A 24,540-nucleotide genomic window follows, 5' to 3' on the forward strand; every position below is an offset into this window, starting at 1 on the left:
TCAGATCAATAAGAAAGCTGCGGATTTACGTAAATTTCCAAATAAAAATCGTTGCCGAACGGCTCATTTTTCGCATTATACGCCTGCCAGCCGCTGTAATAGCCGCCGACATATTCAGGCGCGGTAAACGTAATTTCGATCGTGCCTTCCTCGCCCGGCTGAAGCTGGATTAATTTATAGCGCTCCTTCGCGCCCATCAGGTCGCCGGCGATATAACGGAGCGAATAACGCGAATTCCAGTCGCAGTCGCCGCTGTTCCGGACTTTCCAGCGCTTCACGATCTCCTCCCCTGGCTGAACGACGGTCCCGTCCGGAACCGTCAGGTCTTCGAGAAACAGCAAGTCGTTGACACAGTTCCCACGCGGATCGGGCGTTGCCTGAAACAGGTCGGGCGTCGGCGTCCGGAAGGCAGTCGCGACCAACGTCGGCGGGATGAAAAGAGACGGCGACCCCTCGCGCATCGGCATTTTGCAGCCGCTCGCCCCGAGCGCCGCCAGCGCGGCCGCGCCCCAGATCATGCCGGTCGAAACTTTTTTCCAGATACCCATCAACGTTCACCATGCAAGGTTCGCGCCAGATCAGCGCCCTGGACAGCAGGCCCTTCTTCGCATGCGCGCGCCATTCTTCAGCGTTCGAATGGTAAAATAAACAATGAAATCAAACTTCCGAACCGCGCCCTGATCCGGGCGAAACGGAGAAAATACAGGAGATAGCTAAGATGAAACGAACCCCGATGGTTGCCGGCAACTGGAAAATGAATAAAACCGCGAGCGAAGCCGTCACGCTCATCAACGAACTTTTACCCGCGCTGAAAACGCAGTCCGGCGTAGATCGCGTCGTCTGCCCGCCGTTCACCGCGATTTATCCCGTCTCGCAGCTGCTCAAAGACAGCGGCGTCGGCTGCGGCGCGCAGGACCTGTTCTGGGAAGCGAAAGGCGCGTTTACCGGCGAAGTCGCCCCGAATATGGTCGCGGAACTCTGCGAATACGTGATCATCGGCCATAGCGAACGCCGCCAGTATTTCGGCGAAACCGACGAAACCGTCAACAAGAAAACCCTCGCAGCGTTAGCGAACGGGCTGACCCCGATCGTCTGCGTCGGCGAGACCCTCGAAGAAAACCGGGCGAATAAAACCGCTGAGGTCGTAACGCGGCAGGTTAAAGAAGGACTGAAAGGGCTTTCAGCCAACGACGCCGCGAAAATTATCGTCGCTTATGAGCCCGTGTGGGCGATTGGCACCGGCCTCGCCGCGACCGGGGACCAGGCGAACCAAACCATCGTCGAAACGATCCGGAAGCCGTACGCCGAACTTTACGGCGAAGACGCGGCTCAGGCGATCCGCGTCCTGTACGGCGGATCGGTCAAAGGCAATAACGCCGCCGAATTCTTCGGACAGTCGGATATCGACGGCGCGCTCGTTGGCGGCGCCAGCCTCAAAGCCGCCGATTTCATGGAAATCGTTCGCGCCGCCGCGTAATATACCGGTCTGATGGCCCAAACCTGCGCAGGGGATCCCCGCCGTGGAGATTCCCTGCGCTGTTCGGTTAACGGCAGGAAACCGCCCGAGCAATAATTTCATCCAAAATAAGAAGGGTGGATCCGCATGTCGTCAAATCCTGATTTTATCGAATACGTCTGCGACGTGATCGAAGGAACCGGAACCGTCCGTTACCGGAAAATGTTCGGCGATTACATGATCTATGTTGACGATAAACCGATCCTGCTCGCCTGCGACAATACCGTCTACGTGAAGATCCTTCCCTGCGTCGAAACGCTCCTGGCGGCAGCGGAGAAAGGGCGCCCTTATCCCGGCGCAAAGGAACATTATATTCTGGACGTCGATCACCCGGGGCTGGCCGCCGCTGTCGTCCGTGCGCTTCTCCCCGTGACCGCGGTTCCCAAAGCGAAAAAGAAAAAAAGCGCGTGACCGTGGCGGGAAGACAGGGAATGGATCGATTCGCAGAATTATACTTTCTCCGCCAATGCGCAGAGAACCTCGCGGATGTCCCGATCGATACAGATTGACCTCGGCGCAATCTCCTCCGGCACGGACGCCTCGCCCAAATTCAGGCAGCAATAAACCGCGTTGGGATTCGCCGCCGTCTGCCGCCAGAACGCGTACTTGATAGTACTTGATAATTCCGGAGGTGTTGTTCGCTCTGTCTTGTGGCGTCAATGGCGGAGCCGCTGGCCCAGCTGCTATAGCTTTAAGTAGATGCGATGCAACTGCTGCGCCAAAAGAATATGGTCGCGCAATGCAGACACATCCGCCCGTTCTTTTACATACCGCTTGATCAAAGCATCGATATCTGCCTGCACTTTTATCTTTGTCAGAATCATATTCCATTTACCATTCAAAACGAACGCAGCAGCTTCTCTGCCCACTCGGCTTCCTTAAAGCCCGTCAGAATAAAATCCTCGCCGACTGCCAACGGACGCTTCACCAGCATTCCGTCCGTTGCCAGCAAAGCCAGCTGCTCATCTTCGCTCATCTCCAGAAGTTTTTTGGAGAGACCCATCTCACGATAAGGAATGCCACTCGTATTCCAGAAGCGTTTCAACGGAAGCCCGCTTTTGGCATAGTACTCCCACAGAGTCTCCTTATCCGGATGATTCTCTTTAATGTCAACGACCTCGTACTCGACACCGTTCTCATCCAGCCATTTCAGAGCCTTCTTGCAGGTAGTGCAGCGACTGTAACAATAAACCTTCAACATGGAAATGACCTCCGATCTCAATCATTCATCATCGCATCAAATGCTTCAATCTCATACACCCATACGGGATCATGGTTAGTAACGATTGCCGGCTTGATCTCATCTCCTGCAGGCACCATCACAACCATATTGATTGCTATGGTACCGGCATTCGTCCGGTAGCATAGAGATTCTGCCCGTGCAGGAAGCAGACATCCACATACATGTTTTCTTGCCGAAAAGGCCCCTGAAATCACCTGCTTTATTTCAACCCCAACTATTAAACCTGTACCGCTGTATAAATAGGCTTCAAATACGGTACAATGATAGCCTCATAGAGCTTAACCGACCATTTCGCATGGAATTTCGCAAGGACCGGCCAATCGTCTTCGTTATCGATTCCTACATCGTCTATCTTGTAGTATATCTTGGAAGATTTCTTATCGTCTCCGCGATCCCAGATCAGTTGAACACCGAGAGCTTCCTCAATTTCTACTTTGTGGGCGGCGATAATATCAAAAGCCCGCTTGTTCTCGTTATTGTCCGCTTTCCCCAGATATACCTCAACCCGTGCAGAATCAAAATTAACTACACAACAGAGATTGAATCCTTGAATCCCGAAATAACCATTTGTCCAGTTTTCTTTCACCGGACTGCAGTTACTGAAGACTCCGCTCTCTGCATTTGTCTCTTTGATTATTTCCAGCGCATATGCCCAGAATTTTTTCCTCACTTCATAACGAGTACCGTTTATTTCTTCATCATCTTCGCTGGCATCATCATCTCTCAGATAAAAGACCAGATTTACAGGATCAAGATGGTATAAAGCAAACAGCCGCTTTAAGATAATGAGTTTCGTCCTCGTATTAGTATTGCGTTCTACATAGATGCCATGCTCAATCTCAATGTATTCGCGGAGATCTGTCTTTTTATGGCTCACATACACTGCGAGATCAACAGATCTATCACTTTCATATGCCAGGTTGTTCAGAACTGACTTGTCTTCGGAATGCAGCAGCCGCACCACACTCTCAAACATTTCTGACCAGTTCTTTACGGATTGCTCTAATGTCAAATATGCAAACCGGGCAATTTTACGTCCTGTCAGATTAATTTCATCGTCCAGAGTATAGGAATCCAGCTGCTTTTCGATGGGCCGGAAAACGGTTACCGGTGATGCCCAAATCTCCAATGCCCGCTGCTGAACAAAATCATTCCTCTGCTCCAGCTCTGTTTCCGTCCACTGGCTCTGCGATCCGATCCACTGATTCATACGGATACCGCTATCCTTGAATCCGTTTGTCATATCACGTTTTTCAAGGAAGCTGTTATTGCTGTACTTGGAGTTATAAGCCGTCAGCGTCAGGTTAGCCATCCTATGCAGCCATGTTTCATGTATTCTCTCATAATCCGATCCAAGAGCCTCTGCCCATGCCGGCGTCAAATGCTGCGGCATGATGTGTTCAATGGAATAATCGCCATCATCAAAGTGGCGGTACACGTCCTTATCTTCAATCGTGCCGAAGTTTTCAAAGCGCTCCAAGATGTACATTTTATTCTTCGCGTTCATGGAATAAATCGGCTTTATACCAAAGGCATCCGCAAATTCCGCATCTTTCGGGAAGCGTGCCCGTTCTTTCTTGGACAGGAGAACATTTTTCAGCTTCTCCACGTAATTATCCGTCGTCCCATCGTAACGAAGCACTTCCTTGTGAAGAAGCAGGAATATCTTATTCAACTGGTTCGTGGGCAATTCACAGATCGTTCTGCGGAACAGGTAATTCTCCGTTGTCAGGAACACGTCAACCACATCATCCAACGAAAGCGTCCCTTCCGCCTGCAAACGCAGCACTTCCAGGAAGAACGGCCTCGTAACGGTAGTCTCCAGCCAGTTCAAACGATAAATACAAGATGAAAGGCGTTTGTCGGAAACTTTGCCCGTAAGCAGTATCCTGTACAGCCGCGTATAATTCAGCAGATCGATCAAAAGCGGTTCGATCTCCACATGATTGTCTTCCGCATAGCCTTTGAATGTGAAATATATCTTATTCAAAGACGGCGTAGCCTGCTGCTTTACGCTCAGATAATCACGCACAAAGAGATCGACCTCATAATTGGTATTTTCCTCGATCTTGTTCCAATACTTTTCGTAATAGACTTCCTGCTGTTTGGAAGGCTGTCCCATCAGGATATAGTTCCTGATCTTATCGCCTTCCAACAAATCAAGACCCGTAGAGTTCAGGCTCTCAAAGATTAACTGCGGATTATCATCGGAATCAAGGCGAATGCTGATGATCTCCAAGCTTCGGATTGCCTGGAACAGCTCGTCAATCGTAATTTCTTCCTTCTGGATACGGTCATAAAAATAGTTATAGTTTGTCGTCAGGTTTGATCCACCAATGTGCTCCGTCTTTTCATCAAAGAGCTTACCAAAAGCCTTCCGGTCATTCTTGATCAGTTTCAGCTTAATACGGGTTTCTTCCGGCTGATACTTGTCTACCAGATAATCTTCATAAATACGGTCACTGAGGCGGCTGTCAGACGGCGCAACTTTCCCTTGTCGGATCAGATTGTACATAGCAAGCAGCAGTAGCGACACGGTAGTCAGGCGCTGCTGCCCATCTATAATCTGATACTCCTCATTGTCCCCATCCGGATTATAGGTGGAGACTATGCTGCCAAAGAAGTGATTCTTTCTCTTGTTCCGAATCACCTTTACCAGATCGTTATATAGCTGCTTGCAGTTTTCGATCTTCCAGTCATAGTTTCTTTGGTATACCGGAATGACGAACCGCTTGTCTGCGCCCTCCATATACTTTATCAGCTTTGTCTCCGAGCCTTTCATAACGCTGCCTCTTCCTATTCCTTAAATTGCTTCCAGATAATGCACCAGTTTCCCGGCGGCTACAGCATAATCAATCTCTGATCGCGTACTGGAGCCGATATAACCGCCGACATTAATGACATAAATCTCATCTGTCATGTCGATCTTACACTTATGCATATCACCCAGCATCTCTTTTGTTTTCGTCAGCGTTCCCTCGTCCAGGTTCTCCAGACTTCGTTATCGCCGGAATGACCGAAGAGACCGACCCTGATTACAATATTGCCTTCCAGCGTCAGCCTTTTTTGAACCTCCATGGATTCGTCCTTGAAGCGGGTACTGCCACATAGGGTTACAACTTTATTGTTTCCTTGCAGAGCAAACAATTCCATCAAAAAATCTTCCTGCCTTTTTCCTCAAAGCGTCTTCTTCCGTCCTTACTCTGTTGGAACACATACAAATGCTCGACATTTCCTCTTCCACCTAAACCAAATGCTCTTTTTGCAATATGCTTTGTATTCATTGGATTAGTGGTGGCATAAACGTTTACTGACACTTTCCCCTTTAAGCCTCTGATACACTTGATTATTGCCTCAATATATTTTTGGCTAAAATGACGAGAACTGTCTGCGCAACTGTTTCTGCTGATCTTGATTGTCCTATATCCTTGTTTTGCTTTCGGAATCTGCCGCGCTTCAATGGCATACGTGTCTTCCAAAACAAGGTTGATTTCCCTGGTCGGCTCCTCTTGATTCGTCTCTGAAACTTTACTATCCGATTCATTCTCTACAACTGGATATTCCGTTTCATCCAGTGGGTATTCTGGAAAAGTAGCTCTTATTACCAATTTGAATTGCATATGGATTGGTACGAGCACTAAATCGCAACTCTTGATTCCAAGGATTTTTGCACAAAAGCAATACCAAGCATAACAGTAGTCATGATAAACGCGCTTACGGTTCATAACGAATCCATGATTAAACTTCCTTATCCCAATTAGAACAGCAAAGAATAATACGACAGAGGCGACGGGTTTGCCCATTCTAAATGCGGCTTGCCAAAAAAAGTCATCCGGAGAAATTGGATGGTTAGCCAGATACTCCTTGAATATCTCCTGTAAATCAACAAACCACGGTATAGAAGTCACAATTATAAGAGCCACTATCTCTAATATCTGTCTTCCATTACTTGAAATCTTTTCACAAAGTTTCTTCATCTTGCAGCACGCTCTCTTTTATATAGATTCCGTTCGTATCTTTTTCACATTCATAAGCTTCCTGGATTTCTCTGGTCATAAGATCCCCAACCCAAAGTCGCCATTCATCAGTACCAGCAATGACAAAAAAGACATATTGGCACCCTGTCTTATCAGAGTGCATGGTTTCATTCCAGTCATTCCAATCAATATCTGACGGCACTGGAGTTTTTTGTGGATGTGTATGCCATACACCCATATAATAGCTCTTATGGCGTCTAGCCTTTTTCAAGAACATTTGATGCCGCGGATCTCGTATATCAAACCTTACGCGACTCTTTATATCCATGAGGTACGGATGTGATACAGCTTCTAAAGAAACATTGCACGTATGTTCATGCTGATACCCTACTATATACCCACCGCTTTCTGGCTTGGAGCAATCATCCTGTATCCATTTACAAATCTCATCCAAAACCGGACTGAGAACATCAACTACTTTGCCGTTCGGAAGACCTACTTTTACACATTTGCTATCTGACCGTATCTCCACAACAATTACATGCCTCCATCGGGAATTCCGTGTCAGAAATAGTGATTCTTTCTGGTGTTATATCTATCAGAGTATTCGCTATAATCTTATGCTCATCATAATCTTGTATTACATCCAACAAGGCCGCTGTTGTTCTAAGAAGAATAGCAGTTCCATAGGCAGCCCTTGTACCTCCACACCCATTTCGAATTATGCCATTTTCCGTAGCTGTCGACGAATTCTTCCTGGCTCTATTATTCACATATTCTCCATTTGAATCTGTATACAGACATTCAAAACATCCAGACATCCAATAATTGACAAAAAGAATATGGCTATTGGTTCCACCTTCTTCAAGCCAAACAAATATTGCCGGTATGGGGCAGTTTGATTTTTTTAATACGCTGTTAAGTTTTATCTGTTCGTCGCTACTTCCAATAGTCAATATGATCAAATCCTTGTCGCTGATTTCCTCCATCAAAGACTTCGCACTTATATTCTCCCCACATGCTTCTATGCTGATTTCTGGGTGAAGCAGCTTTAGTAAAATCTGAATAGTTGTTGCTTTATTTGAGCCCTTGCCAATGCCTCCATATGCCCAACGAAGAACATTCTCCTCTTCAAGCTTGTCGCCATCATATATCTTCAAATATTTTGCACCGTTTTTTACAAGTTCAAACGCGACATAGCTCCCTAAAGAACCGGCACCAATAAGCAAAATTCTCTTCTTCAGTAATCCTATGTCATTTCCTATTTGCTCACACAAATATGAGTAATCCTTTCTCTCAGTAGGAAGAGGCTCAAGTGCTACAATATCTGAGAGTAGTTTCTCCAGCAATGTATGATTGTTGCCGTTTTTACACTTTACCTTAAGAGCAAATGAAACGTTTGAGAGAGCTGTTCTCATTCCGAAAACAAGAATAACGTCTTGTGTTTTTGGAACAACGCTTTTAATAGACCGGAATGTTTCGTCACTGATATGTTCGATTTGTTTTCCGTAAACGATGCTTTGCACTTCATTCGCAGTCCATTGGTAACCTCTGTGCGGCGGGAGAATGCCCCTGCTATCTGTCACTGGAATATAGAACACATCGTTTTCGATATGATGAATCCATTTCCGCTCAGTTTTTTCTCTGTCATCTATATCTGTAAGTTTTAGCCATTTCTGAATTAGGCGGACTTTTTGTGCGCCGTAAAACGCATCCAATTCTGTGAATTGCGTAGCTTGCTCTAAATATACAGAGAACTCTTTATCTCCAACAGATTCACTGTTCCAGTAGTACATGAATTCCTTCTGAAATTCTCTTTCACGCTCTACTGGAGTCATGGATAGTAGTTCAATTAACCGGTCAACACAATCAAAAATCTTATCCTCATATGAAACAATCATGTTTACTATGCTTTCTTGTTCAAAAAGGCATATCCATCTATATGTCCCATTGGGGAGATCTTTTCCTTCGGTAATTGTGTTTTCCCGAAGCATGACATGCGGATAATCCAGTAGGTTATCATTGTACAGATATACAGCGGCCTTTGAAGAAGGATTATCTTTAACAGGAGCAAAAAACAGGAATTTCTTTTCAAACAAAGTAAATAAAAACGCTCCTTCAAGAACCTGCTTCTCTACAGTGATCTCCTCGTATGATTCTAATATCTCTTTTACAGTCATATCTTATCCAAAACTATGTTCTCGCTTGTTTTGAGCAGATGCCGCAACCGCTTCTTTGGCCGGTACTGTAAAACTGTCTCCCAACACCTTCTGAACATACTCACCGGCATCGTGTGCAGACTCAACATTCACAGCGTTTGTGAGATTATCAACCGCCTTTGAAAGTCGGTTATAGAAAGTTGTCATGTATAAGCTGCTGCTATCTTTCATCTTTTTGAATACATCCGTATACGGAGTTACGGGAAGATATCTTGTTATCGTCTTTATCAGATTTCCATTGCTGTCAACCGTATACGTGAATTTATCCAGGATGCCGTTCATTGTCTTCTGCAACGAAAGCAAGTCATCGTCTCCCTCGTTCGTGGACTGTGCTGAAAAGCAGTCACAGGCAAGAAGCGTCAATCCTATACTCGGAGGCACTTCATAATCATTCGATGATCCGGAATACTGCTCATTCCGCCATTTTTTTATAAAGCATATGATTCGGCGTAGTTGATCATTGCCATTAATCCGGCCACACAAATAATCATTTAAGCCATCAGGATCCGCATATTCCCATGAATAGTTGCTGCTGAACTCTTTACCCCTTGCGAGAAAAACACAACCGCAGTCTGTTGCATAAAGAGGTAAATCAATATGGAGCCATTCTTCTCTGTTTTCATAATACGATGCTCTGACGCAGGGTTCTTTAATTGTTACCGTGCGCGAAGAGATGTTGATAGCATCCCGTAGATATCCCTTGATTTTACGCGGATCTGAATTGGCCGAAGTATCCAGCGGTATCATAACCGCAACATCGCGATCCACGATATCGTCTTTAATCGTAGTATTGTACTTGTAACTTCCCTGGTCAATCATTCTAATATCACTTCTGCTAATACTGATACTGTGATCTCCAAGGATACCCGGTAGTTTTGTTTTTATATCATTTTCTAATACTTCTCGCTTTTCTTTCAGAGCATGAGTCTCACAGTCAATGCGGATTTCTTTGTAGAAATCTTCAAACTCTTTCTTTAATTTCATAGAAACCTCCTCATTCCACTCCCAGCGCCTTATATACCGCGTCCTCGGCGCTGCTATAGAAAATCAGGTTGAAGCATCCAACCAATTCTGCAGGCACAGTGCCAAGATCGCCTGCGGATGTGATCGGCAGCAACACCTTCTTCGCCCCGCTATCCAAGCAAACCTGCAGCGCATTTGCAAGCTCATCTACCTTGATGATAGTACCAATAATACTGATCTCGTCCAGAACGGCCAGTGAGATTACGATCGGTTTGCTCAAAGCGATTGAACTAAGCGCAACCAACGTCGACAGCGCCAGCCTGTTGGTCATCCCGATGCCCTGTATATCCTGATAGTTTACGATGTAATCCTTTGTGGTCGTGTTGATAGCGCCGCTGATCCGATTTCCGTTCGCTTTCAGGAAGCTGAAAGCAGTGTTTGAAGCTTCCCGACACTCCCGATCCGAGCCGAGGCCAGTGCGATCAAACTTGCCATTACCCGGAAGCATCTGAGATTCCAGACGGAACACTCCAATCATACCGGACTTTCCACGGGATACGGTATATACCTGTCCCGAATTGCACATCCCCTCCGGTATCAGCTTTCCGCCGCCCTGTTCCAGAACGGAAACATAGTGTTCCTCAAATGACTCGTTATCGATATAGGAGAAGTTCACATCGTAGAACTCCATGCCGCCCAGCTTTTTCATCTGCTCCTTGACGCGGCGGCGCATCTCCAGCGCCATTGTCAGAATCTCTTCGCTCTGGTTCGGGCAGAATGCCTCGTTATAATTCAGGCAGGCATAGGTGGCATCCGGCCACTCCTCCGTCATCTGCCCAAACGGCACTTTAAAAATAACAGGCGTACTGGCCCCCACCCCTGCCTCCAGGAAGAGCACATGCTCCCCATCGATCTTTTTCAAAAATTCCGCATAAGCGGCAGACGTATGATACCATCCTTTATCCTCCACAAAGCTGTCTTCTTTCCACTGCTGCGACCGGGCATACCTCCATACAGTTCCCACAATGCAGGCAGTGTTCCTGTTCGATTACATGAGGGATACTGTCGGTAATAATGCAGTTCTGAGGGCAGACCGCCGCGCACCTTCCGCAGCCAATACAGGTATCGGTAATAAAAAATCCTTCCTGCTTCTTTTCGGTGCCGCCAAACGTGAAAGACGCTCTCTCAATCGGTTTCTTTGACAGATCGAACCATTCGCCTGTACCTTCATATATCTGGAACGCCGACAGTGCATGCATGGATTCTTCCGTCGGATAGATCTCGTGCATGTATGGATTCTTTTCAAAGAGTTCCGGGATCTTGTCATAGCCGAGCTCCCGAACTTTACCACGAACAGACACCGCCACGCTGGACATGCTGTCCTCCCCCTTTATCGCAGTGAGCGCAAGGAAATGTCGTTTGATGAGCCGGTCATAGAAACCCTTGCCCCTTGCGGTGAGGAAATACAGGCTGTTGTCATCACTGTCCATCATGTCGATGGCTGCCGTAACGGGTAACCCTTCGTCATCAACCGTTGCTGCAATCGTCGTATGGATCACTTTTGAAATATATGCAAGATAGTCTCTTGTCTCCATCATTCAATCCTCCTTCGCAGCAAGATATTTACCCAGTTCTTTGCCAAGCGTTCGAGCAATACTGATGCTTTGTCCGGGCAAAGAAGTGGTGTACGCTGTCCCAAATCGACAGCCGCCGCGGTTCCCATGTGTGAATAGTCTGTGATATTGTCTTAGAGAATAATCTTGGAAATTGTCCCGCCGTCCGCCATGATGAACATCAGTTTGTTATGATGGACGGAAGGAGGATTCCTGTATATGAGAAAGGTATCGCTGCGAATGAACGAGGAATACTGCTCTGCATCATCCGGGCCGTAAAAATAATCGAAACTCATGTCGCTCCTCCGTATGTATCGGCAATAAAAAAAGATGTTTACCTGAATCCCCGAAGGGAAACAAATAAACGTCTTACTGCCTGTACCTGTCATTCAGCTCTCTTGTTCGTGATTACAGTTTGGAGAGAATCTCTCCAATGTCTCCGTTGATGCAGATGGATTTCTCTTTGATCTCATCCGGAGCAAATGCCTGTCCGTAATTCAGACAAGCATAAGTGGCATCCGGCCATTCTTCCGTCATCTGCCAGAATGGCACTTTAAAAATAATTGGCGTATTGAAGCCAGTGCCGGCATCCAGGAAGAGAACTTTCATGTTCTTATGCCGTCTAAGGAATTCCGAATACCGTTCCGCCGCCGCATACCAGCCTTCGTCCTGGACGAAAGTATCGTCCGCACGAAGGTTCATCGTCATATCCGATCCATCATCCGGGCACTTCGGAATCAGATCCGTCGGGATACGCATCTTCAATTCTCCATCCGCCGGAACCTGGAACACACCGTCCGCATCTCTGACAAAATCTTGTGATTCCATTGCCTTCATGACCCATTCTTCGTTGTCATAGGTCTTTTGAAGCCTGTGATTTACACTCTGGAACAGGCCATAATCGCCCTGCGTATAGTAGAGCCGTTTTTTATCAAAGCCTGCTGCCTGGAACCGATGATCCACATTTGTGGTAATCACGAAGTAATCCTTGTCCTTAACCAGGTTCAGCAGCTCCTGATATACGGGCTTAGATGTGTCGACATAGCGATTATAGTAAATATGCCTGGCCCATCAGGCCCAGCGCGTTTCATCATCCGGGAAAGGATAGAAGCCGCCGGAATACATGTCACTGATCCCGAATCGCTCAGCAAAGTCGTAAAAGTATTTATCAAAGCGTTCTCCGCTGTAAGTGAAGCCGGCTGATGTAGAAAGACCGGCGCCAGCTCCGATGATCACTGCTTCGGCATCCAGAAGCGCCTTCTTCAGCTTGCTGATTCCGTCCGGCGTGTCATACGGACGAATGTATACCTGCCCTCTCATGCCGCACACCGCCTTTCCTCAGCTCTGTAACGGGGTAATCGTGAAGCGCCCGAACGCCATCGTAAAGTATCCAACCTCTTTTGTGAAATAACCATATCCTGCCGCTTATCCATTTTTGTGTGCAATAAACCTGTTTCCTGCGTGTTATACCCGATCCCCAGTTCCCAATACAGCGTTTTCGCCATCCTCCGTTTCTCCAGAAAAAGTTCGTAGCGCCGCGACGCCGCGTACCAGCCGGCGTCCTGAACGAAGCGGGCGTCAACGCGTAAATTCGTCGTCATCATCCTCCCGTCATCCGGGCAAATCGGCGCCAGATCAGCAGGAATCTCCATCCGGATCGCCCGATCGTCCGGAAGCGTCAGCGAACCGTCCGCGGCGATCGAGAATCCCTGAGCCAGGACCATTTCACGAATCGCCGTCTCGTTCTCATACGTCTTCCCAGCCGATCGGCCCGACGGAAGCGAGCTCTGGAAAAGCCCATAATCCCCCTGCGTATAATACAACCGCCGCTTGTCAAATCCCGACCCCGCACCAATGACGACCGAATCAGCCGCGTCAAGCGCCATTTTCAGCCGCTCTGTTTCACGGGCTATTCGACCGCTGGAAGCCTCCGGCGCGCTCATTCACGCCTCCCGTTCCGGTTCCCATTGAAAATCATAGCGCTTTCAGGAAAGAAGTTCCTCATAATAATCCCTGTCTTCATCTTGAAACACGTTAAACACAACCCGCCCCATCCGTCCCGGATTTTCCGCCAGCCAGCCGACCGCCGACGAAACGGCAATCTCCGCGGCGCGTCGTTTCGGAAAGCGAAAAACGCCCGTCGACAGGCAGCAGGAAGCTACGCTGCGAAGTCCTTCCGCCGCGCAGAGGTCGAGCGTATTCCGATAACAGGCCGCCAACGCCTGCTCATCCGCCGCCGTCAGCTCCTCCCGGACAATCGGACCCACGACGTGGATCACCTTTTTCGCCGGAAGGTTATAGCCGTCGGTGATCGTCGGAACCGCTGTCGGCTGCGTATATTCCTCCCCATACAGCGCTTTCAGCGCCTCCATTTTCCGTTCGCATGCCTCCCGCAGCTGAACCCCGGCGAACGTATGGATCGCGTTATCGATACAGCCATGGCACGGGACGAAACAGCCCAGCATCGCACTGTTCGCAGCGTTGACGATCGCGTCGATCGACAGCCGCGTGATATCCCCCTGCCAGACCGACAGCACGTCTGCGAACGGATTCGCACCGCCGTATGCGTCCCGGATCGTCGGGATCGCGTCCAACCCAACCCGTCCGGCTTCGGCCGCCCGAGCCGACAGGTAAGCGTCCTGAATTTTCAAAACCTCTTCGGAAAGCGGCCCCGGCGGGCGAACGTTCATCAGCGAACGCAGCAGCCGCCGTTTCATCGCCGGATCGGACGGCGTCTTCATACCCGCGTACTCGCTTGCCTCCCGCTTAAAGGCTTCGATCAGGAAGTCAAGCCGCTCGCTTTGCGTCATCATCCGTTCCATCCTTCCGCTGCCCCTTTTCTCCGCTTTCGGCCTGACCGGAAATCTCCGCGGCGATATCGCCGACCGTCATCCCTCGCAGCGCTGCTTCCATAGCGTCCTGAATCGCGCGTAATCGGCCATCCATCGCGCGGTGAATCCTCCGTCCGACGGGACAACTCAAACTCGGGTTTTCATGAAAATGAAATAATCCCGTTTCGTCGACGCAATTCACCGCCCGGTAAACATCATAAAACGTGATTTCTCCCAGCGGCTTCGCGAGCGAGATTCCGCTCTTTCCCTGACGGATATCGATCAGTCCCGCTGCCTTTAACTGCAGCATCACTGTACGGACAATAACTGGATTAACCCCCACGCTTCCGGCAAGGAAATTGCTCGTCACGGTTTCGCGGCCTTCAAAATAATCTATACACGAAAGAATATGGACCGCAATTGTAAATCTGCTTGTGATCTGCATGAATCAGCTCCTCAATAACCTGTAGCTTAACATGCTACACAAGTTCCGACCATGCAGATCACCCAAAGCGCTTAAATTGATTACGCTCTTACAACGCTGATCCGCTGCTGAACGTGATTTCCCTGTTCAATTTCGTCAACGATCGCGATCGCATAATCTGCATAGCTGATCACGCTTTCACCACGCGAATTCAGCGTCAGCTCTTCCCCGCCGAGAAGATAACTTCCGCTCCGCTCGCCATCAGCCTGAAAATCGGCCGCAGGGCTGACGTACGTCCATTTCACATCTTTTCGCCCGCGCAATTCTTCAAGCCCCTGCGCCATCGCCGCCGCCAGCGGCTTGAACGCATCCGGAAAATCAGGTCCATCCGAAACACGGGCCGTATGCTCCGGGTTCACGTACAAACTTCCAGCGCCGCCAACGACCAGGAGGCGCGTGTCCGTACCCGAAAGCACATCACAAAGATGCGCGAGCGACGTACCATGCTGCGGAAGCGTTTCCGGCGTCCAGGCGCCAAACGCGTCGACAACCGCGTCAAATCCGCAAAGGTCTTCCACTTTCAAATCGAAGATATCCTTTCGAACATAATGCTGCGCCTGAGTACGGTTTTCATTTCTCCCAAACGCGGTTACTTCAATCCCGCGGCTAAGAGCTTCAGAAATAATCTTTTGGGCGGCTTTGCCGTTTGCTGCGACGACTGCTATTTTCATGTTTTTTTCCTCTTTCTTTTAATTATGCTTCGTTCCTGCACGCCTTGTAATATATCATATTACAGGATGCCTGTCAACTTAATTATTACAAGCAGTGCAGCCAACTGTTGAATTACCATTCCTCCTTTTGATACCGGCATTCTCATGCTTATTCATTGAAATCTTAACATAAGCTAACTTTCATTTCGATGATATTTCGTTCTCAATTCAGGGATAAATGTTCTTTCAGAGCCTGAGTTTCCAGATTAAAATACCGGGATATTCAGGTTCTGTTGTCCTCAACAGCGCGTCTCATTTTCACGTTTCCGTGATACAATATCGCCGAGGAAGGGCGGGAGATATTAACTATGCCGGTATTGTGCAGATTTTACGGAATCGTCATTCGGATGTATTTTCAACAGGCAGAGCACAATCCGTCGCATATTCACGCCTTGTATGATGAGGAAATGGCTGCGATTAATATCCGAACAGGAGAAATAATAGAAGGGCATTTACCGCCCAAAGCGTTAGCCATGGTCCGGGAGTGGATTGGCATTCACAGGAATGATCTTCTCAATATCTGGAAAACACAGGAGTTCAGGGCCCTCTCTCCGCTGGAATAAAGGAGTTATAAATGTTCCATAAGGTCAAAGCAGTCAGCGCTCTGCCAAACTATCGCCTGAGCGTCCAATTTGCCGAAGGATTAACTAAAATATATCATGTAGCCCCTCTGTTCGCTAAATGGCCGGCTTTCAGAGCGCTGGAGAACGAACCGGAACTGTTTTCCAGCGTAACGGTCGATACAGGCGGGCATGGGATCATATGGAATGATGATATAGACTTGTCATGTAACGAGCTTTTTGAAAACGGCGAGACGATCAGGACACCGTTCGATGGTCTGATAGCGTTTACCGACGCTACACAGCTTTGGGGACTGAATGAAAGCACCCTGCGAAAGGCGATTTCCTACGGAAAACTGGTCAATGGGGTTGACGCCTGCAAGTATGGAAAGCAATGGGTCATTTCCACAGAAGCCATGAAACGGGAATATGGACTGCCTGGGCCCAATCAACAATAAATTATTTTAATAAGCAGAATAAAGAGGCCTATTGATGAGCGCTCAAAACATCGCTTCTTTTACCTGAAATTATAAATAATCCTCAAGCTAAAAAAAAAAGGCCGTCCTTATTATGGACAGCCCTGTTATCAGATCTCCGGCGTTCAGCCGGTAAGCTCCTGATTAATCTTCAGACGGCTGAATTGACGCAACCATAATCCTCGATACCGCCAGAAAACCTTCGTCGGATACCGGCGAAAACGCGAATTCAAGGATATATCCCTTCTCCGTCACCATTGCCAGACATATTACATCCTCGTCATCAGGATTCGTATACGAGACCGCTGTCAAGCCGTTGATCATCATTTTTTGCACATCGGTTACGCCCAGCTCCTTTAACGCTTCGATGTAAACGTCGATATCGTCTATTTCAGCGTCAATATACTGAACGCCGATCCCAGCCGTTTCGTCTTCCGGCATAAAAAACGCGATATACCCCTCCTCGCGCATCTCGTCATCCAGCTCAACCGGCAGGAATATTTCCGGAACAAAAAACTTAACCGCGACCTCGTCAAAGGAGAAAAAACCTCCTTTCCAGTTTTCATTTTTAATCACCTCTTCGAAATCAGCCCAATTAAGTTCAACAACCTCGTCTTCCGTCTTCGTTTCAGCCTGCGCAAATACCGCCGCCGAGCCGATCAGCAGACTCAACACCAACAAAACCGCCATCAATTTTTTCATTTTCAGAAAACCTCTCTTTTCTTAAAAATATACGCCTATTCTACCCTATGTTCTACCCTGTGAAGGGAAATTCGTACACCGTGCTGCGTAAACAGCGGAAATTCTGTGTGAATAAAAAAGCCTGATTCCATATTGAACTCATCAAAAGAATCAGATAGAAAACATCCGCGCTTACAGGTTGATCAGCACGAAAACGGAGAAGGTCCCGGCTTCGTTCTCGATCGTCATCGTTCCGCCCAGCCGATTCTCCGACGACGCAACCGAAATCAACCCGATTCCGTTCTCGCGCCTGGAATCCATAGCCGCCGGATTCACTACGGACAGGCCAATCATGCCGTTCCCGATCCGCCCCGCCGATACTTTTATTTCGCGACGCTACGCAGCTTTGGGGACCGAACGAAAGCACCCTGCGAAAGGCGATTTCCTACGGAAAACTGGTCAATGGGGTTGACGCCTGCAAGTATGGAAAGCAATGGGTCATTTCCACAGAGGCCATGAAACGGGAATATGGACTACCGGCTCCAATAAACAATAAATCATTCTAATAAGTAGAATAAAGAGGTCTATTAATGAGCGTTCAAAAACAGCGTTTCTTTTATCTGAAATTATATATAATCCTCAAGCAAAAAAAGGCCGTCCGTAATATGGACAGCCCTGATATCGAATTCTCCGGCGCCTGGCCGGGTACACACTGAGATTAATCTTCAGACTCTTGAATCGACGCAATCATGACCGTCGAAACCGCCAGAAAGCCTTCGTCGGATACCGGCGAAAACGCGAACTCAAGAACATATCCCTTCTCCGTCACCAATGCCAGAACCATCACATCCTTATCATCAGGATTCGTATACGAGACCGCCGGCAAGCCGTTGACCGTCAACTTTTCCGCGTCCGTTACGCCCAGATCCTTCAACGCCTCGATATAAGCGTCGGCATCTTTCATTTCGGCGTCGACATACTGAACGCCGATCCCAGCCGATTCGTCTTTCGGCATAAAATACGCGATATACCCCTCCTCGCGCATCTCGTCATCCAGCTCAACCGGCAGGAACATTTCCGGAACATAAAACTTAATCGCGACCTCGTCAAACGAGAAAAAATCGCCTGCCCAGCTTTCATCTTTAAGCAGCTCCTCGAAATCAGCCCAATTAAGCTCAATAGCCTCGGCGTCCGCCGTCGTTTCAGCCTGCGCAAATACCGCCGCCGAACTGACCAGCAGACTCAGCACTAACAAAACCGCCATTAATTTCTTCATTTTCAGAAAACCTCTCTTTTCTTAAAAATATGAATCTATTCTACCCTATATTCCACCCTGCCAAGGAAAATTCGTGCACCGTGCTGCGTAAACAGCGGAAATCCTGCGTGAATAAAAAAAGCCAGATTCCATAAAGAATCAGATAGAAGAAAGTCCGTTTACAGGTTGATCAGTACAAGACGGAGAAGGTCCCGGCTTCATTCTCGATCGTCATCGTTCCATCCAACCGATTCACCGACGACGCAACCGAAATCAACCCGATTCCGTTCTCGCGCTCACCGTCTAAAACCGCCCAATCCAGTTTCGTTATGTCTCATGCGCGCGGCAGCGGAATAATCGGCAGCCATGAGGCTCTATCCAACAGGCATAGAATTCCCGCTGATATCCCATCTGCTCATGATTCAGGCAGTCATAAAACTGGAGACACATGCCGGATTGCAAAGACAGGCCCATGTCCCAGAAATGCAGCTCGACATGAGCAGTGGTTTCGCCAAAATTGAAAAACCCGACAGCCCATTCCGCTCCGGACAACTGCTTCACCAGAATGAACGCATCCGGGCTGCCGAAGGCGTTAAGCCGGTAACAGCTTCTGCATTCCAGATCCTGATTGATCGAGATCACATCCGGATTGGTCAGGATTTCCCGCGTCCTATCCGACATCGATCTGACGTCACAGCCAATAATTAACGGAGAATTCATCATCGCCCAAAGCACAAAATGCGTCTGGTACTCTATGCAGGTCAGCAGACTGAGCGGACGAATCCGTCCAACCATGACATTCGATAAATCCCCCGGAAGACAGACGACGAAATAGACCGCCACGGTCATCGGCAAAAGGAAAAGCCAGCGCCACAGATCGTTCAGATACGGAAAAGCAAACAGCTTCGCAAGTTTAAAACGGAGGACCCGCCAGAATACAGCCAGTTCTATCGCTGCCAGTCCCAGACAAAAGGAACACGAAGCAACCTCAAACGGCGCCTCCGGTTCGAGGAGCTCGACACTCGCGAAAATATAATCAGCATAGCCCAGCCCGTCAGCATCGCCGCGGTAAAAAAGGAAAAATAAACGGTTCGACGGGATATCCGACGGGGCCGGATACGTTCCGTGCCGACGTCAGACCCGGCTGACTTTAACCCAATCGACCGCCATGCGCGCGTCGTTGTTTTGGATTTTCACGACCGTTTCGCTCGGGAGTCCGAAATACGGGGCGCGCACGCCGTTGACTTTGAACGGATACGCCCCGCCAAGCGCGAAATTCAAAATCAGATATTTTTCGTTATCGAACGCCCATCCGCCGAAAAATTCAATCATCGGATACGTAACGCGGTAAATCAGCCGCCCATCCACTTTAAAAATCATCTCGCCGCTTGGCAGCCAGTCGACGGCGTAAACATGCCACCCGGCAATGTCCTCGCCCGGTTGAAAATAATAATTATTCGCAAGTCCAGCATCGCCGGAATATCCCGGACCGTGAACCGCGGCGCTCACCCAATCCGGAGCGCCGACGTTCTCCATGATATCGATCTCGCCGCAGCCCGGCCAAACCCCGAACCCTAACGCCCAAAAAGCCGGCCAAAGCCCGACGCCGGCGCTTAGCCGAATCCGAGCGGAGATACTTCCGTAAGTGAAGCTGACTTTTCCGCGCGTATTGATCCGCCCGGAAATAAAATCGAAGCGGACGCCGTCGACTGTCTCCGTTCCGGGATGCCAGCGCGGATGAAGAACGAGCGCGCCATTCGCGCCCTGATCCGCGCCGGGAATCAGGTAAATCGTCTCTCTTGAATCGACGTACGCCTGCTGTTCCTGGTTATAGACCGGACCGGTCACCTCGACGTTCCAACGCTTACGATCTAATTCTTTTCCGGTAAAATCGTCAAAGAAAATCACTTCGGACTTCCGATTCATTTTTCAACCTTTCGATAAACGCGAACGTAATCGATAAAATACTGTTTCGGGAAAGTTACGTCGAGGCCGACCGGGCCGGGAAGCTGGCCGCCGATCGCCAGGTTCAGCAGAATAAAAAAAGGACGATTAAAGACCCACTCCCGCTCACCGATATCCTCTTTCTGAAACGTATAATAATGTTCGCCGTCAAAGTACCAGTCGATCCGATCCGCCGTCCAATCGATCGCGTACGTATGAAATTCATCTGCGATATTGAACTCGCGCCGGTTCCAGCGGCTGAACCCCAGAGGGCCGCTGTAACCCGGACCGTGCGCCGTACCCATGATAAGATCGGGTTCGTTTCCGATATACTCCATAATATCGATCTCGCCGCACTCCGGCCAGCCGATCCGATTAAAATCGGTTCCAAGCAACCAAACCGCCGGCCACATACCTTTTCCCTCCGGGACTTTTACCCGCGCCTCGATCCAACCGTAGCGAAACGCGCGCAGCCCTTCCGTTTTAAGCCGCGCCGACGTGAAATATGAACCGTCGTACTTCTCCTGAAGCGCGCTGATAACCAGCATCCCGTCCAGAACCGCCGCGTTCTCCGAACGGTCGGTATAATACTGCGATTCGCCGTTCCCCCAGCCTCCCGCGCCCAGATCGAACGTCCAGTTCGCCGGATCGATCGCCACGCCGTCAAACTCATCCTGCCAGATTAATTCATAACCTTCTTTTTCCACGCCGGTCGCGCCAGCGTCGGCCGCGATAACGACCGGGACCGAAACCGCGGCAGGAAGCGCCAGCTGCAAAAGCAGAAGGAAGCCCGGAAGAAACCAGCTCAGACCTTTACCGAAAAAACGATCTTTCGACATCAATCCCCACGCTCATACGAAATCATGAATGGGACATTTAGCCCTTGACCGAACCGCTCGTCAACCCGGACACGATGTATCGCTGCAAAAACAGGAACAAAATCATCATCGGAGCCGTCAGCATCAATACGGCGGCCGCCAACGTCGGCCAATTGCTCCCGTATACGCCCTGGAAAACGATCAGGCCGCGCGCGATCGGATAATAATTTTTATTCGTCAGGTAGATCGTCGGGGCGATGATCTCGTTCCAAATTCCGATCGAATGCAAAACGACGACCGTCGCGATCGCGGGACGGATCAGCGGGAAAACGATCGACACAACGAAATGGAAATAGCCGCAGCCCTCTAACGCTGCCGCCTCATCCAGCTCCCTCGGCAGCGTCTTAATAAAATTCACCAGGATCATTACACCCATCGGGTTAACAAGAAAGAGAAGAATATACCCGACCGGATTGTTATACAGCCCCAGATTGAGGATCAGCTGAAACTGCGGGATCAGCGAAGGCGGAAGGAAGAGCGCGACGACGTACAGCGTCAGCAGCAGATTCGCGCACTTGACATACCCGCGCGCAATCGGGAACGTCACGAAAACGGAAGTTACAATATAGATCAGCGTCGCCGAAACAGCGTAGATCATCGTATTCAGCAAATATTTCGGGAAGTTCGCCTTGACCCATGCGTCGGCGAAATTCCTGAAGTTCAATTCTTTCGCGAAAGCCGTCGCGTCTCGCATGAACGAAGGCATCGTCTTCAAAGACGTATTCAACAGCATTAAAATCGGGCCTAAGTATGCCGCCGCCAAAAGGATCAGGAAGATATAAGAGAAAACTTTCCCCCAATTCAGGCGCAGCCGTATCACGCCCGCAGTCTTTTTCATCCCAGGATCCTTTCTTCCCGCCGGCGGAGGAAACGCTGAACCGGCAGCCCGATCGCCAAAACCAGGAAAAACAGGACCATCGACGCGGCGGCGGCATAACCTTGACGGAAACTGGTCGTAACGCTTCCCGAGGTCTGTCCGAAACCTGTTGCGTAAATCAGGTAACCTAAAACCTGCGTCCCGTTTCGATAACCGAGTAAAATCATGAACAGTTGCCATGCCTGAAGCGAGCCGATAAGATTCAGCGTCAAATTGGTGTTGACGCTCGGCGTAAGAAGCGGCCAGATCACGTTTCGAAACAGCTGCCAGCCGCCCGCGCCGTCAATGATAGCCGCCTCGTACAATTCGGATGAGATCGTCTGTAGCCCGGCAAGAAAGATCATCATCGTGATCCCCATGTTCGCCCAGATTTGAACGACGATGACCCAGGCGAACGCTTCCGTCGGCTGGCCGCCTAAAAATTCCGATCGGACGCCGAACCATTGCAGCAGGTTCGCCATCGGTCCTCCCAACGGATACAGGAAAAGCGTCCACATCAACCCCTGGATAACGACGCCGTAGATAACCGGCATAAAGTATAGCGTCCGGAAAAAATTCCGCCCACGCAGCTCCTGATTTAAAATAACAGCCGCGGCCAAACCTAAGACGAATTGAATAACGGTTACGCAAAGGCAAAAAATCAACGTCCGTCCCAACGCGTCCAGATTGTCCCGGGATGCCTGCCCCATGAACAAGAACTCGCGATAATTTTCAAGCCCGATCCAGCGGATCGGCGCGCCTTGAATCCCGGTCGCGTCTGTCAGCGAATAAAGCGACGTCGCAATCGACGGACCAAGCGAAATCAGAAAATAAACGGCAACTCCCGGCAGCAGCAAAAGATAAGGGATAAACTTCGCGACGCCTTTTCCGAAATAGTAATTCATCTCATCTCCCCGTTCGATCCGAACCGCTTACGCGGTCCCCTGCGCGTCTTCGGCGCTTGAGAGGACCGCGTTTTCAGGATTCACGCTTCACGCGCAAAAGACGATTCTATTTCAGCGCGTCAAGTCCCGACTGAAGATCCGCCTGCGCCTTGTCGGCTAACGTCTGCGCGTCATCGTAGGTACCGAACGGCTTGAAATAGGACGCCCAGGGATTGGCGAACTGCCCGGCCCCCTTGGGCGCGACCCAGTATTGTTCGTAACCGACACGGAAGTTTTCGAGATACGGCGCGACCTCGTTCCCGATCCGCGTATCCAGTTTCGCGGTCGACTGAGTCGGGATGAAACCAACCGCCGTGACGAATTCCTGATAATTTTCCGGATCGGAAAACTCGCTCAAGTATGCAATCGCGGCATCGCGATTCGGCGTTTTCGCCGCAATCGACCAACCCTGGTCGTACTTTCCAAACAGGTATTGATTGTCGGCGGAATCATCCGAACCCGGGAAAGGAACATAACCCCAATCCAGTTCCGGGGCGATTTCTTCGATCGCCGCCGCGTACCAGGTCCCCCCGGGGAACATTGCGACCGCGCCCGACGCAAAGCGGCCCGGCGCGGCGTCGCCAGCGACGCCGCTGGCCCCGGCCTCCATCATGTCCTGGGCGTAGATTTTCATCTTTTCCCACATTTCCAACGATTTTTCATCGTTCCATTTCACGCTTCCCGTCCATAATCCTTCGACGAGCGCCGCCTGGTCCGGATAAACCGACCCAATCAGTCCGTAAGCGCCGACGAAAATCGGCCAGCCGTCTTTACCGCCAGCGGTCATGCAGGGGATCCCATCGTCGGAAAACGCCTTGCAGGTGTCGACCAGTTCGCTCCAGGTTGTCGGCGCAGAAAGTCCTTTTTCCGCGAACATCTCTTTGTTGTAATAGATACCGCTATACGAAACACGGCCGAGATTCACCTCATACACTTTTCCGTCAAAAGACCCGGCGTCGGCGATCGTCGCGGCGTCATAGTTCTGAACGAACGGCAAATCGCTCAGATCCATCAGCAGCCCGGCCTCGATCAGCTGCTGCCAATTCGGCGCGTCAACATTCTTCATGTATGGTTGGACGCCGTTCGCAAAACCGAAAACGTCGATCACGTCGATATCGTTCGCAGTCAGGCGCGTCTGCGTGACCGTACTCAGGTCGTTCGCATTAACGACCGCCATATCGATCTTAATATCCGGGTATTTTTCCTCGAACCTGGCGTTAAACGCCTCCATGAACGCGACCATCGGCGGGTTCTGATGAATTAACACGCTAAGCGTCGTTTTCTGAACAGCGGGAGCCGCCGAAACGGAATTCAGCGACAGACAAATAAGCAGAACAGCAAATAACAGCGACAGCAACTTTTTCATCTCAACTCCTTTTCACAATCGTTT

General features: G+C 49.5%; 24 protein-coding genes and 3 pseudogenes. 4 read left to right on the plus strand and 23 right to left on the minus strand.

Annotated elements, in window-relative coordinates; all coding sequences use genetic code 11:
• Positions 1-5: 5 nt before the first annotated feature.
• A complete protein-coding gene (locus BEQ56_10515; GenBank protein ID AOH43871.1) occupies positions 6-548 on the minus strand; it encodes a hypothetical protein in 543 nt (180 codons plus the stop codon).
• A gap of 170 nt (positions 549-718) precedes the next feature.
• Between BEQ56_10515 and BEQ56_10520 the strand changes: the two genes are divergently transcribed.
• Complete coding sequence (locus BEQ56_10520; GenBank protein ID AOH43872.1) at positions 719-1,477, plus strand: triose-phosphate isomerase; 759 nt, start codon at positions 719-721, stop codon at positions 1,475-1,477.
• Between the two features lie 126 nt (positions 1,478-1,603).
• On the plus strand, positions 1,604-1,927 hold the full coding sequence (locus BEQ56_10525) for a transcriptional regulator (GenBank protein ID AOH43873.1): 324 nt from the start codon (positions 1,604-1,606) through the stop codon (positions 1,925-1,927).
• Between the two features lie 427 nt (positions 1,928-2,354).
• Here the strand turns inward: BEQ56_10525 and BEQ56_10530 are convergent, their stop codons facing one another.
• The 14 genes and pseudogenes from BEQ56_10530 to BEQ56_10595 all read right to left on the minus strand — a co-directional run bounded on the left by BEQ56_10530 (position 2,355) and on the right by BEQ56_10595 (position 15,517).
• Complete coding sequence (locus BEQ56_10530; GenBank protein AOH43874.1) at positions 2,355-2,717, minus strand: ArsC family transcriptional regulator; 363 nt, start codon at positions 2,715-2,717, stop codon at positions 2,355-2,357.
• A 259-nt stretch (positions 2,718-2,976) separates the two neighbouring features.
• Positions 2,977-5,541: a hypothetical protein gene (locus BEQ56_10535; GenBank protein AOH43875.1), complete on the minus strand. Its 2,565-nt coding sequence runs from the start codon at positions 5,539-5,541 to the stop codon at positions 2,977-2,979.
• Between the two features lie 21 nt (positions 5,542-5,562).
• Positions 5,563-5,897, minus strand: a pseudogene (locus BEQ56_10540) (hypothetical protein).
• Between the two features lie 14 nt (positions 5,898-5,911).
• Positions 5,912-6,736: a hypothetical protein gene (locus BEQ56_10545; GenBank protein ID AOH43876.1), complete on the minus strand. Its 825-nt coding sequence runs from the start codon at positions 6,734-6,736 to the stop codon at positions 5,912-5,914.
• Positions 6,720-7,013, minus strand: coding sequence for a hypothetical protein (locus tag BEQ56_10550; protein AOH43877.1), 294 nt, complete (start codon positions 7,011-7,013; stop codon positions 6,720-6,722). The genes BEQ56_10545 and BEQ56_10550 overlap by 17 nt, the downstream gene beginning before the upstream one ends.
• A 235-nt stretch (positions 7,014-7,248) precedes the next feature.
• Positions 7,249-8,916 carry a hypothetical protein gene (locus tag BEQ56_10555; GenBank protein ID AOH43878.1) on the minus strand — a complete coding sequence of 556 codons (1,668 nt, stop codon included), beginning with the start codon at positions 8,914-8,916 and terminating at the stop codon, positions 7,249-7,251.
• Positions 8,917-8,919: 3 nt separating this feature from the next.
• Entirely contained in the window at positions 8,920-9,939 is a 1,020-nt protein-coding gene (locus tag BEQ56_10560; protein AOH43879.1) for a hypothetical protein, read from the minus strand.
• A gap of 10 nt (positions 9,940-9,949) precedes the next feature.
• A pseudogene (locus tag BEQ56_10565) lies at positions 9,950-10,684 on the minus strand (ATP-dependent Lon protease).
• 193 nt (positions 10,685-10,877) lie between these two features.
• A complete protein-coding gene (locus BEQ56_10570) occupies positions 10,878-11,513 on the minus strand; it encodes a (4Fe-4S)-binding protein (GenBank protein ID AOH44509.1) in 636 nt (211 codons plus the stop codon).
• A 426-nt stretch (positions 11,514-11,939) separates the two neighbouring features.
• Positions 11,940-12,851: pseudogene (locus tag BEQ56_10575) on the minus strand (hypothetical protein).
• The gene (locus BEQ56_10580) at positions 12,848-13,474 is read right to left on the minus strand and encodes a hypothetical protein (GenBank protein ID AOH43880.1); all 627 of its coding nucleotides are present in this window, start codon (positions 13,472-13,474) and stop codon (positions 12,848-12,850) included. Before BEQ56_10580 ends, BEQ56_10575 begins: the two are co-directional and overlap by 4 nt.
• Positions 13,475-13,516: 42 nt before the next feature.
• Complete coding sequence (locus BEQ56_10585; GenBank protein AOH44510.1) at positions 13,517-14,341, minus strand: macro domain protein; 825 nt, start codon at positions 14,339-14,341, stop codon at positions 13,517-13,519.
• On the minus strand, positions 14,319-14,807 hold the full coding sequence (locus BEQ56_10590) for a transcriptional regulator (protein AOH43881.1): 489 nt from the start codon (positions 14,805-14,807) through the stop codon (positions 14,319-14,321). The genes BEQ56_10585 and BEQ56_10590 overlap by 23 nt, the downstream gene beginning before the upstream one ends.
• 80 nt (positions 14,808-14,887) lie before the next feature.
• On the minus strand, positions 14,888-15,517 hold the full coding sequence (locus BEQ56_10595; protein AOH43882.1) for an NADH-flavin reductase: 630 nt from the start codon (positions 15,515-15,517) through the stop codon (positions 14,888-14,890).
• Between the two features lie 347 nt (positions 15,518-15,864).
• Between BEQ56_10595 and BEQ56_10600 the strand changes: the two genes are divergently transcribed.
• A complete protein-coding gene (locus tag BEQ56_10600) occupies positions 15,865-16,119 on the plus strand; it encodes a hypothetical protein (GenBank protein AOH43883.1) in 255 nt (84 codons plus the stop codon).
• An 11-nt stretch (positions 16,120-16,130) separates the two neighbouring features.
• Positions 16,131-16,574 (plus strand): hypothetical protein, encoded by a 444-nt coding sequence (locus tag BEQ56_10605; protein AOH43884.1) that lies wholly within the window; start codon positions 16,131-16,133, stop codon positions 16,572-16,574.
• 162 nt (positions 16,575-16,736) lie between these two features.
• Here the strand turns inward: BEQ56_10605 and BEQ56_10610 are convergent, their stop codons facing one another.
• The 8 genes from BEQ56_10610 to BEQ56_10645 form a co-directional block, all read right to left on the minus strand.
• Positions 16,737-17,294: a hypothetical protein gene (locus BEQ56_10610; protein ID AOH43885.1), complete on the minus strand. Its 558-nt coding sequence runs from the start codon at positions 17,292-17,294 to the stop codon at positions 16,737-16,739.
• Between the two features lie 697 nt (positions 17,295-17,991).
• Positions 17,992-18,549 carry a hypothetical protein gene (locus tag BEQ56_10615; GenBank protein AOH43886.1) on the minus strand — a complete coding sequence of 186 codons (558 nt, stop codon included), beginning with the start codon at positions 18,547-18,549 and terminating at the stop codon, positions 17,992-17,994.
• Positions 18,550-18,855: 306 nt separating this feature from the next.
• Complete coding sequence (locus BEQ56_10620; protein ID AOH43887.1) at positions 18,856-19,377, minus strand: hypothetical protein; 522 nt, start codon at positions 19,375-19,377, stop codon at positions 18,856-18,858.
• A gap of 285 nt (positions 19,378-19,662) precedes the next feature.
• On the minus strand, positions 19,663-20,454 hold the full coding sequence (locus tag BEQ56_10625; protein AOH43888.1) for a hypothetical protein: 792 nt from the start codon (positions 20,452-20,454) through the stop codon (positions 19,663-19,665).
• A complete protein-coding gene (locus BEQ56_10630; GenBank protein ID AOH44511.1) occupies positions 20,451-21,242 on the minus strand; it encodes a hypothetical protein in 792 nt (263 codons plus the stop codon). Before BEQ56_10630 ends, BEQ56_10625 begins: the two co-directional genes overlap by 4 nt.
• A gap of 106 nt (positions 21,243-21,348) precedes the next feature.
• A complete protein-coding gene (locus BEQ56_10635; GenBank protein ID AOH43889.1) occupies positions 21,349-22,188 on the minus strand; it encodes a hypothetical protein in 840 nt (279 codons plus the stop codon).
• A complete protein-coding gene (locus tag BEQ56_10640; protein AOH43890.1) occupies positions 22,185-23,111 on the minus strand; it encodes a hypothetical protein in 927 nt (308 codons plus the stop codon). Before BEQ56_10640 ends, BEQ56_10635 begins: the two co-directional genes overlap by 4 nt.
• Positions 23,112-23,217: 106 nt before the next feature.
• A complete protein-coding gene (locus tag BEQ56_10645) occupies positions 23,218-24,516 on the minus strand; it encodes a hypothetical protein (protein ID AOH43891.1) in 1,299 nt (432 codons plus the stop codon).
• Positions 24,517-24,540: the final 24 nt, after the last annotated feature.

This window comes from Anaerolineaceae bacterium oral taxon 439, from assembly GCA_001717545.1.
Taxonomy (GTDB): Bacteria; Chloroflexota; Anaerolineae; order Anaerolineales; family Anaerolineaceae; genus Flexilinea.

Bases quoted from the DNA above. Each gene is read 5' to 3' on its own strand.
- BEQ56_10515 (AOH43871.1), bottom strand. From the start codon at position 548: ATGGGTATCTGGAAAAAAGTTTCGACCGGCATGATCTGGGGCGCGGCC.
- BEQ56_10520 (AOH43872.1), top strand. From the start codon at position 719: ATGAAACGAACCCCGATGGTTGCCGGCAACTGGAAAATGAATAAAACC.
- BEQ56_10525 (AOH43873.1), top strand. From the start codon at position 1,604: ATGTCGTCAAATCCTGATTTTATCGAATACGTCTGCGACGTGATCGAA.
- BEQ56_10530 (AOH43874.1), bottom strand. From the start codon at position 2,717: ATGTTGAAGGTTTATTGTTACAGTCGCTGCACTACCTGCAAGAAGGCT.
- BEQ56_10535 (AOH43875.1), bottom strand. From the start codon at position 5,541: ATGAAAGGCTCGGAGACAAAGCTGATAAAGTATATGGAGGGCGCAGAC.
- BEQ56_10545 (AOH43876.1), bottom strand. From the start codon at position 6,736: ATGAAGAAACTTTGTGAAAAGATTTCAAGTAATGGAAGACAGATATTA.
- BEQ56_10550 (AOH43877.1), bottom strand. From the start codon at position 7,013: ATGTTCTTGAAAAAGGCTAGACGCCATAAGAGCTATTATATGGGTGTA.
- BEQ56_10555 (AOH43878.1), bottom strand. From the start codon at position 8,916: ATGACTGTAAAAGAGATATTAGAATCATACGAGGAGATCACTGTAGAG.
- BEQ56_10560 (AOH43879.1), bottom strand. From the start codon at position 9,939: ATGAAATTAAAGAAAGAGTTTGAAGATTTCTACAAAGAAATCCGCATT.
- BEQ56_10570 (AOH44509.1), bottom strand. From the start codon at position 11,513: ATGGAGACAAGAGACTATCTTGCATATATTTCAAAAGTGATCCATACG.
- BEQ56_10580 (AOH43880.1), bottom strand. From the start codon at position 13,474: ATGAGCGCGCCGGAGGCTTCCAGCGGTCGAATAGCCCGTGAAACAGAG.
- BEQ56_10585 (AOH44510.1), bottom strand. From the start codon at position 14,341: ATGACGCAAAGCGAGCGGCTTGACTTCCTGATCGAAGCCTTTAAGCGG.
- BEQ56_10590 (AOH43881.1), bottom strand. From the start codon at position 14,807: ATGCAGATCACAAGCAGATTTACAATTGCGGTCCATATTCTTTCGTGT.
- BEQ56_10595 (AOH43882.1), bottom strand. From the start codon at position 15,517: ATGAAAATAGCAGTCGTCGCAGCAAACGGCAAAGCCGCCCAAAAGATT.
- BEQ56_10600 (AOH43883.1), top strand. From the start codon at position 15,865: ATGCCGGTATTGTGCAGATTTTACGGAATCGTCATTCGGATGTATTTT.
- BEQ56_10605 (AOH43884.1), top strand. From the start codon at position 16,131: ATGTTCCATAAGGTCAAAGCAGTCAGCGCTCTGCCAAACTATCGCCTG.
- BEQ56_10610 (AOH43885.1), bottom strand. From the start codon at position 17,294: ATGAAAAAATTGATGGCGGTTTTGTTGGTGTTGAGTCTGCTGATCGGC.
- BEQ56_10615 (AOH43886.1), bottom strand. From the start codon at position 18,549: ATGAAGAAATTAATGGCGGTTTTGTTAGTGCTGAGTCTGCTGGTCAGT.
- BEQ56_10620 (AOH43887.1), bottom strand. From the start codon at position 19,377: ATGACCGTGGCGGTCTATTTCGTCGTCTGTCTTCCGGGGGATTTATCG.
- BEQ56_10625 (AOH43888.1), bottom strand. From the start codon at position 20,454: ATGAATCGGAAGTCCGAAGTGATTTTCTTTGACGATTTTACCGGAAAA.
- BEQ56_10635 (AOH43889.1), bottom strand. From the start codon at position 22,188: ATGAAAAAGACTGCGGGCGTGATACGGCTGCGCCTGAATTGGGGGAAA.
- BEQ56_10640 (AOH43890.1), bottom strand. From the start codon at position 23,111: ATGAATTACTATTTCGGAAAAGGCGTCGCGAAGTTTATCCCTTATCTT.
- BEQ56_10645 (AOH43891.1), bottom strand. From the start codon at position 24,516: ATGAAAAAGTTGCTGTCGCTGTTATTTGCTGTTCTGCTTATTTGTCTG.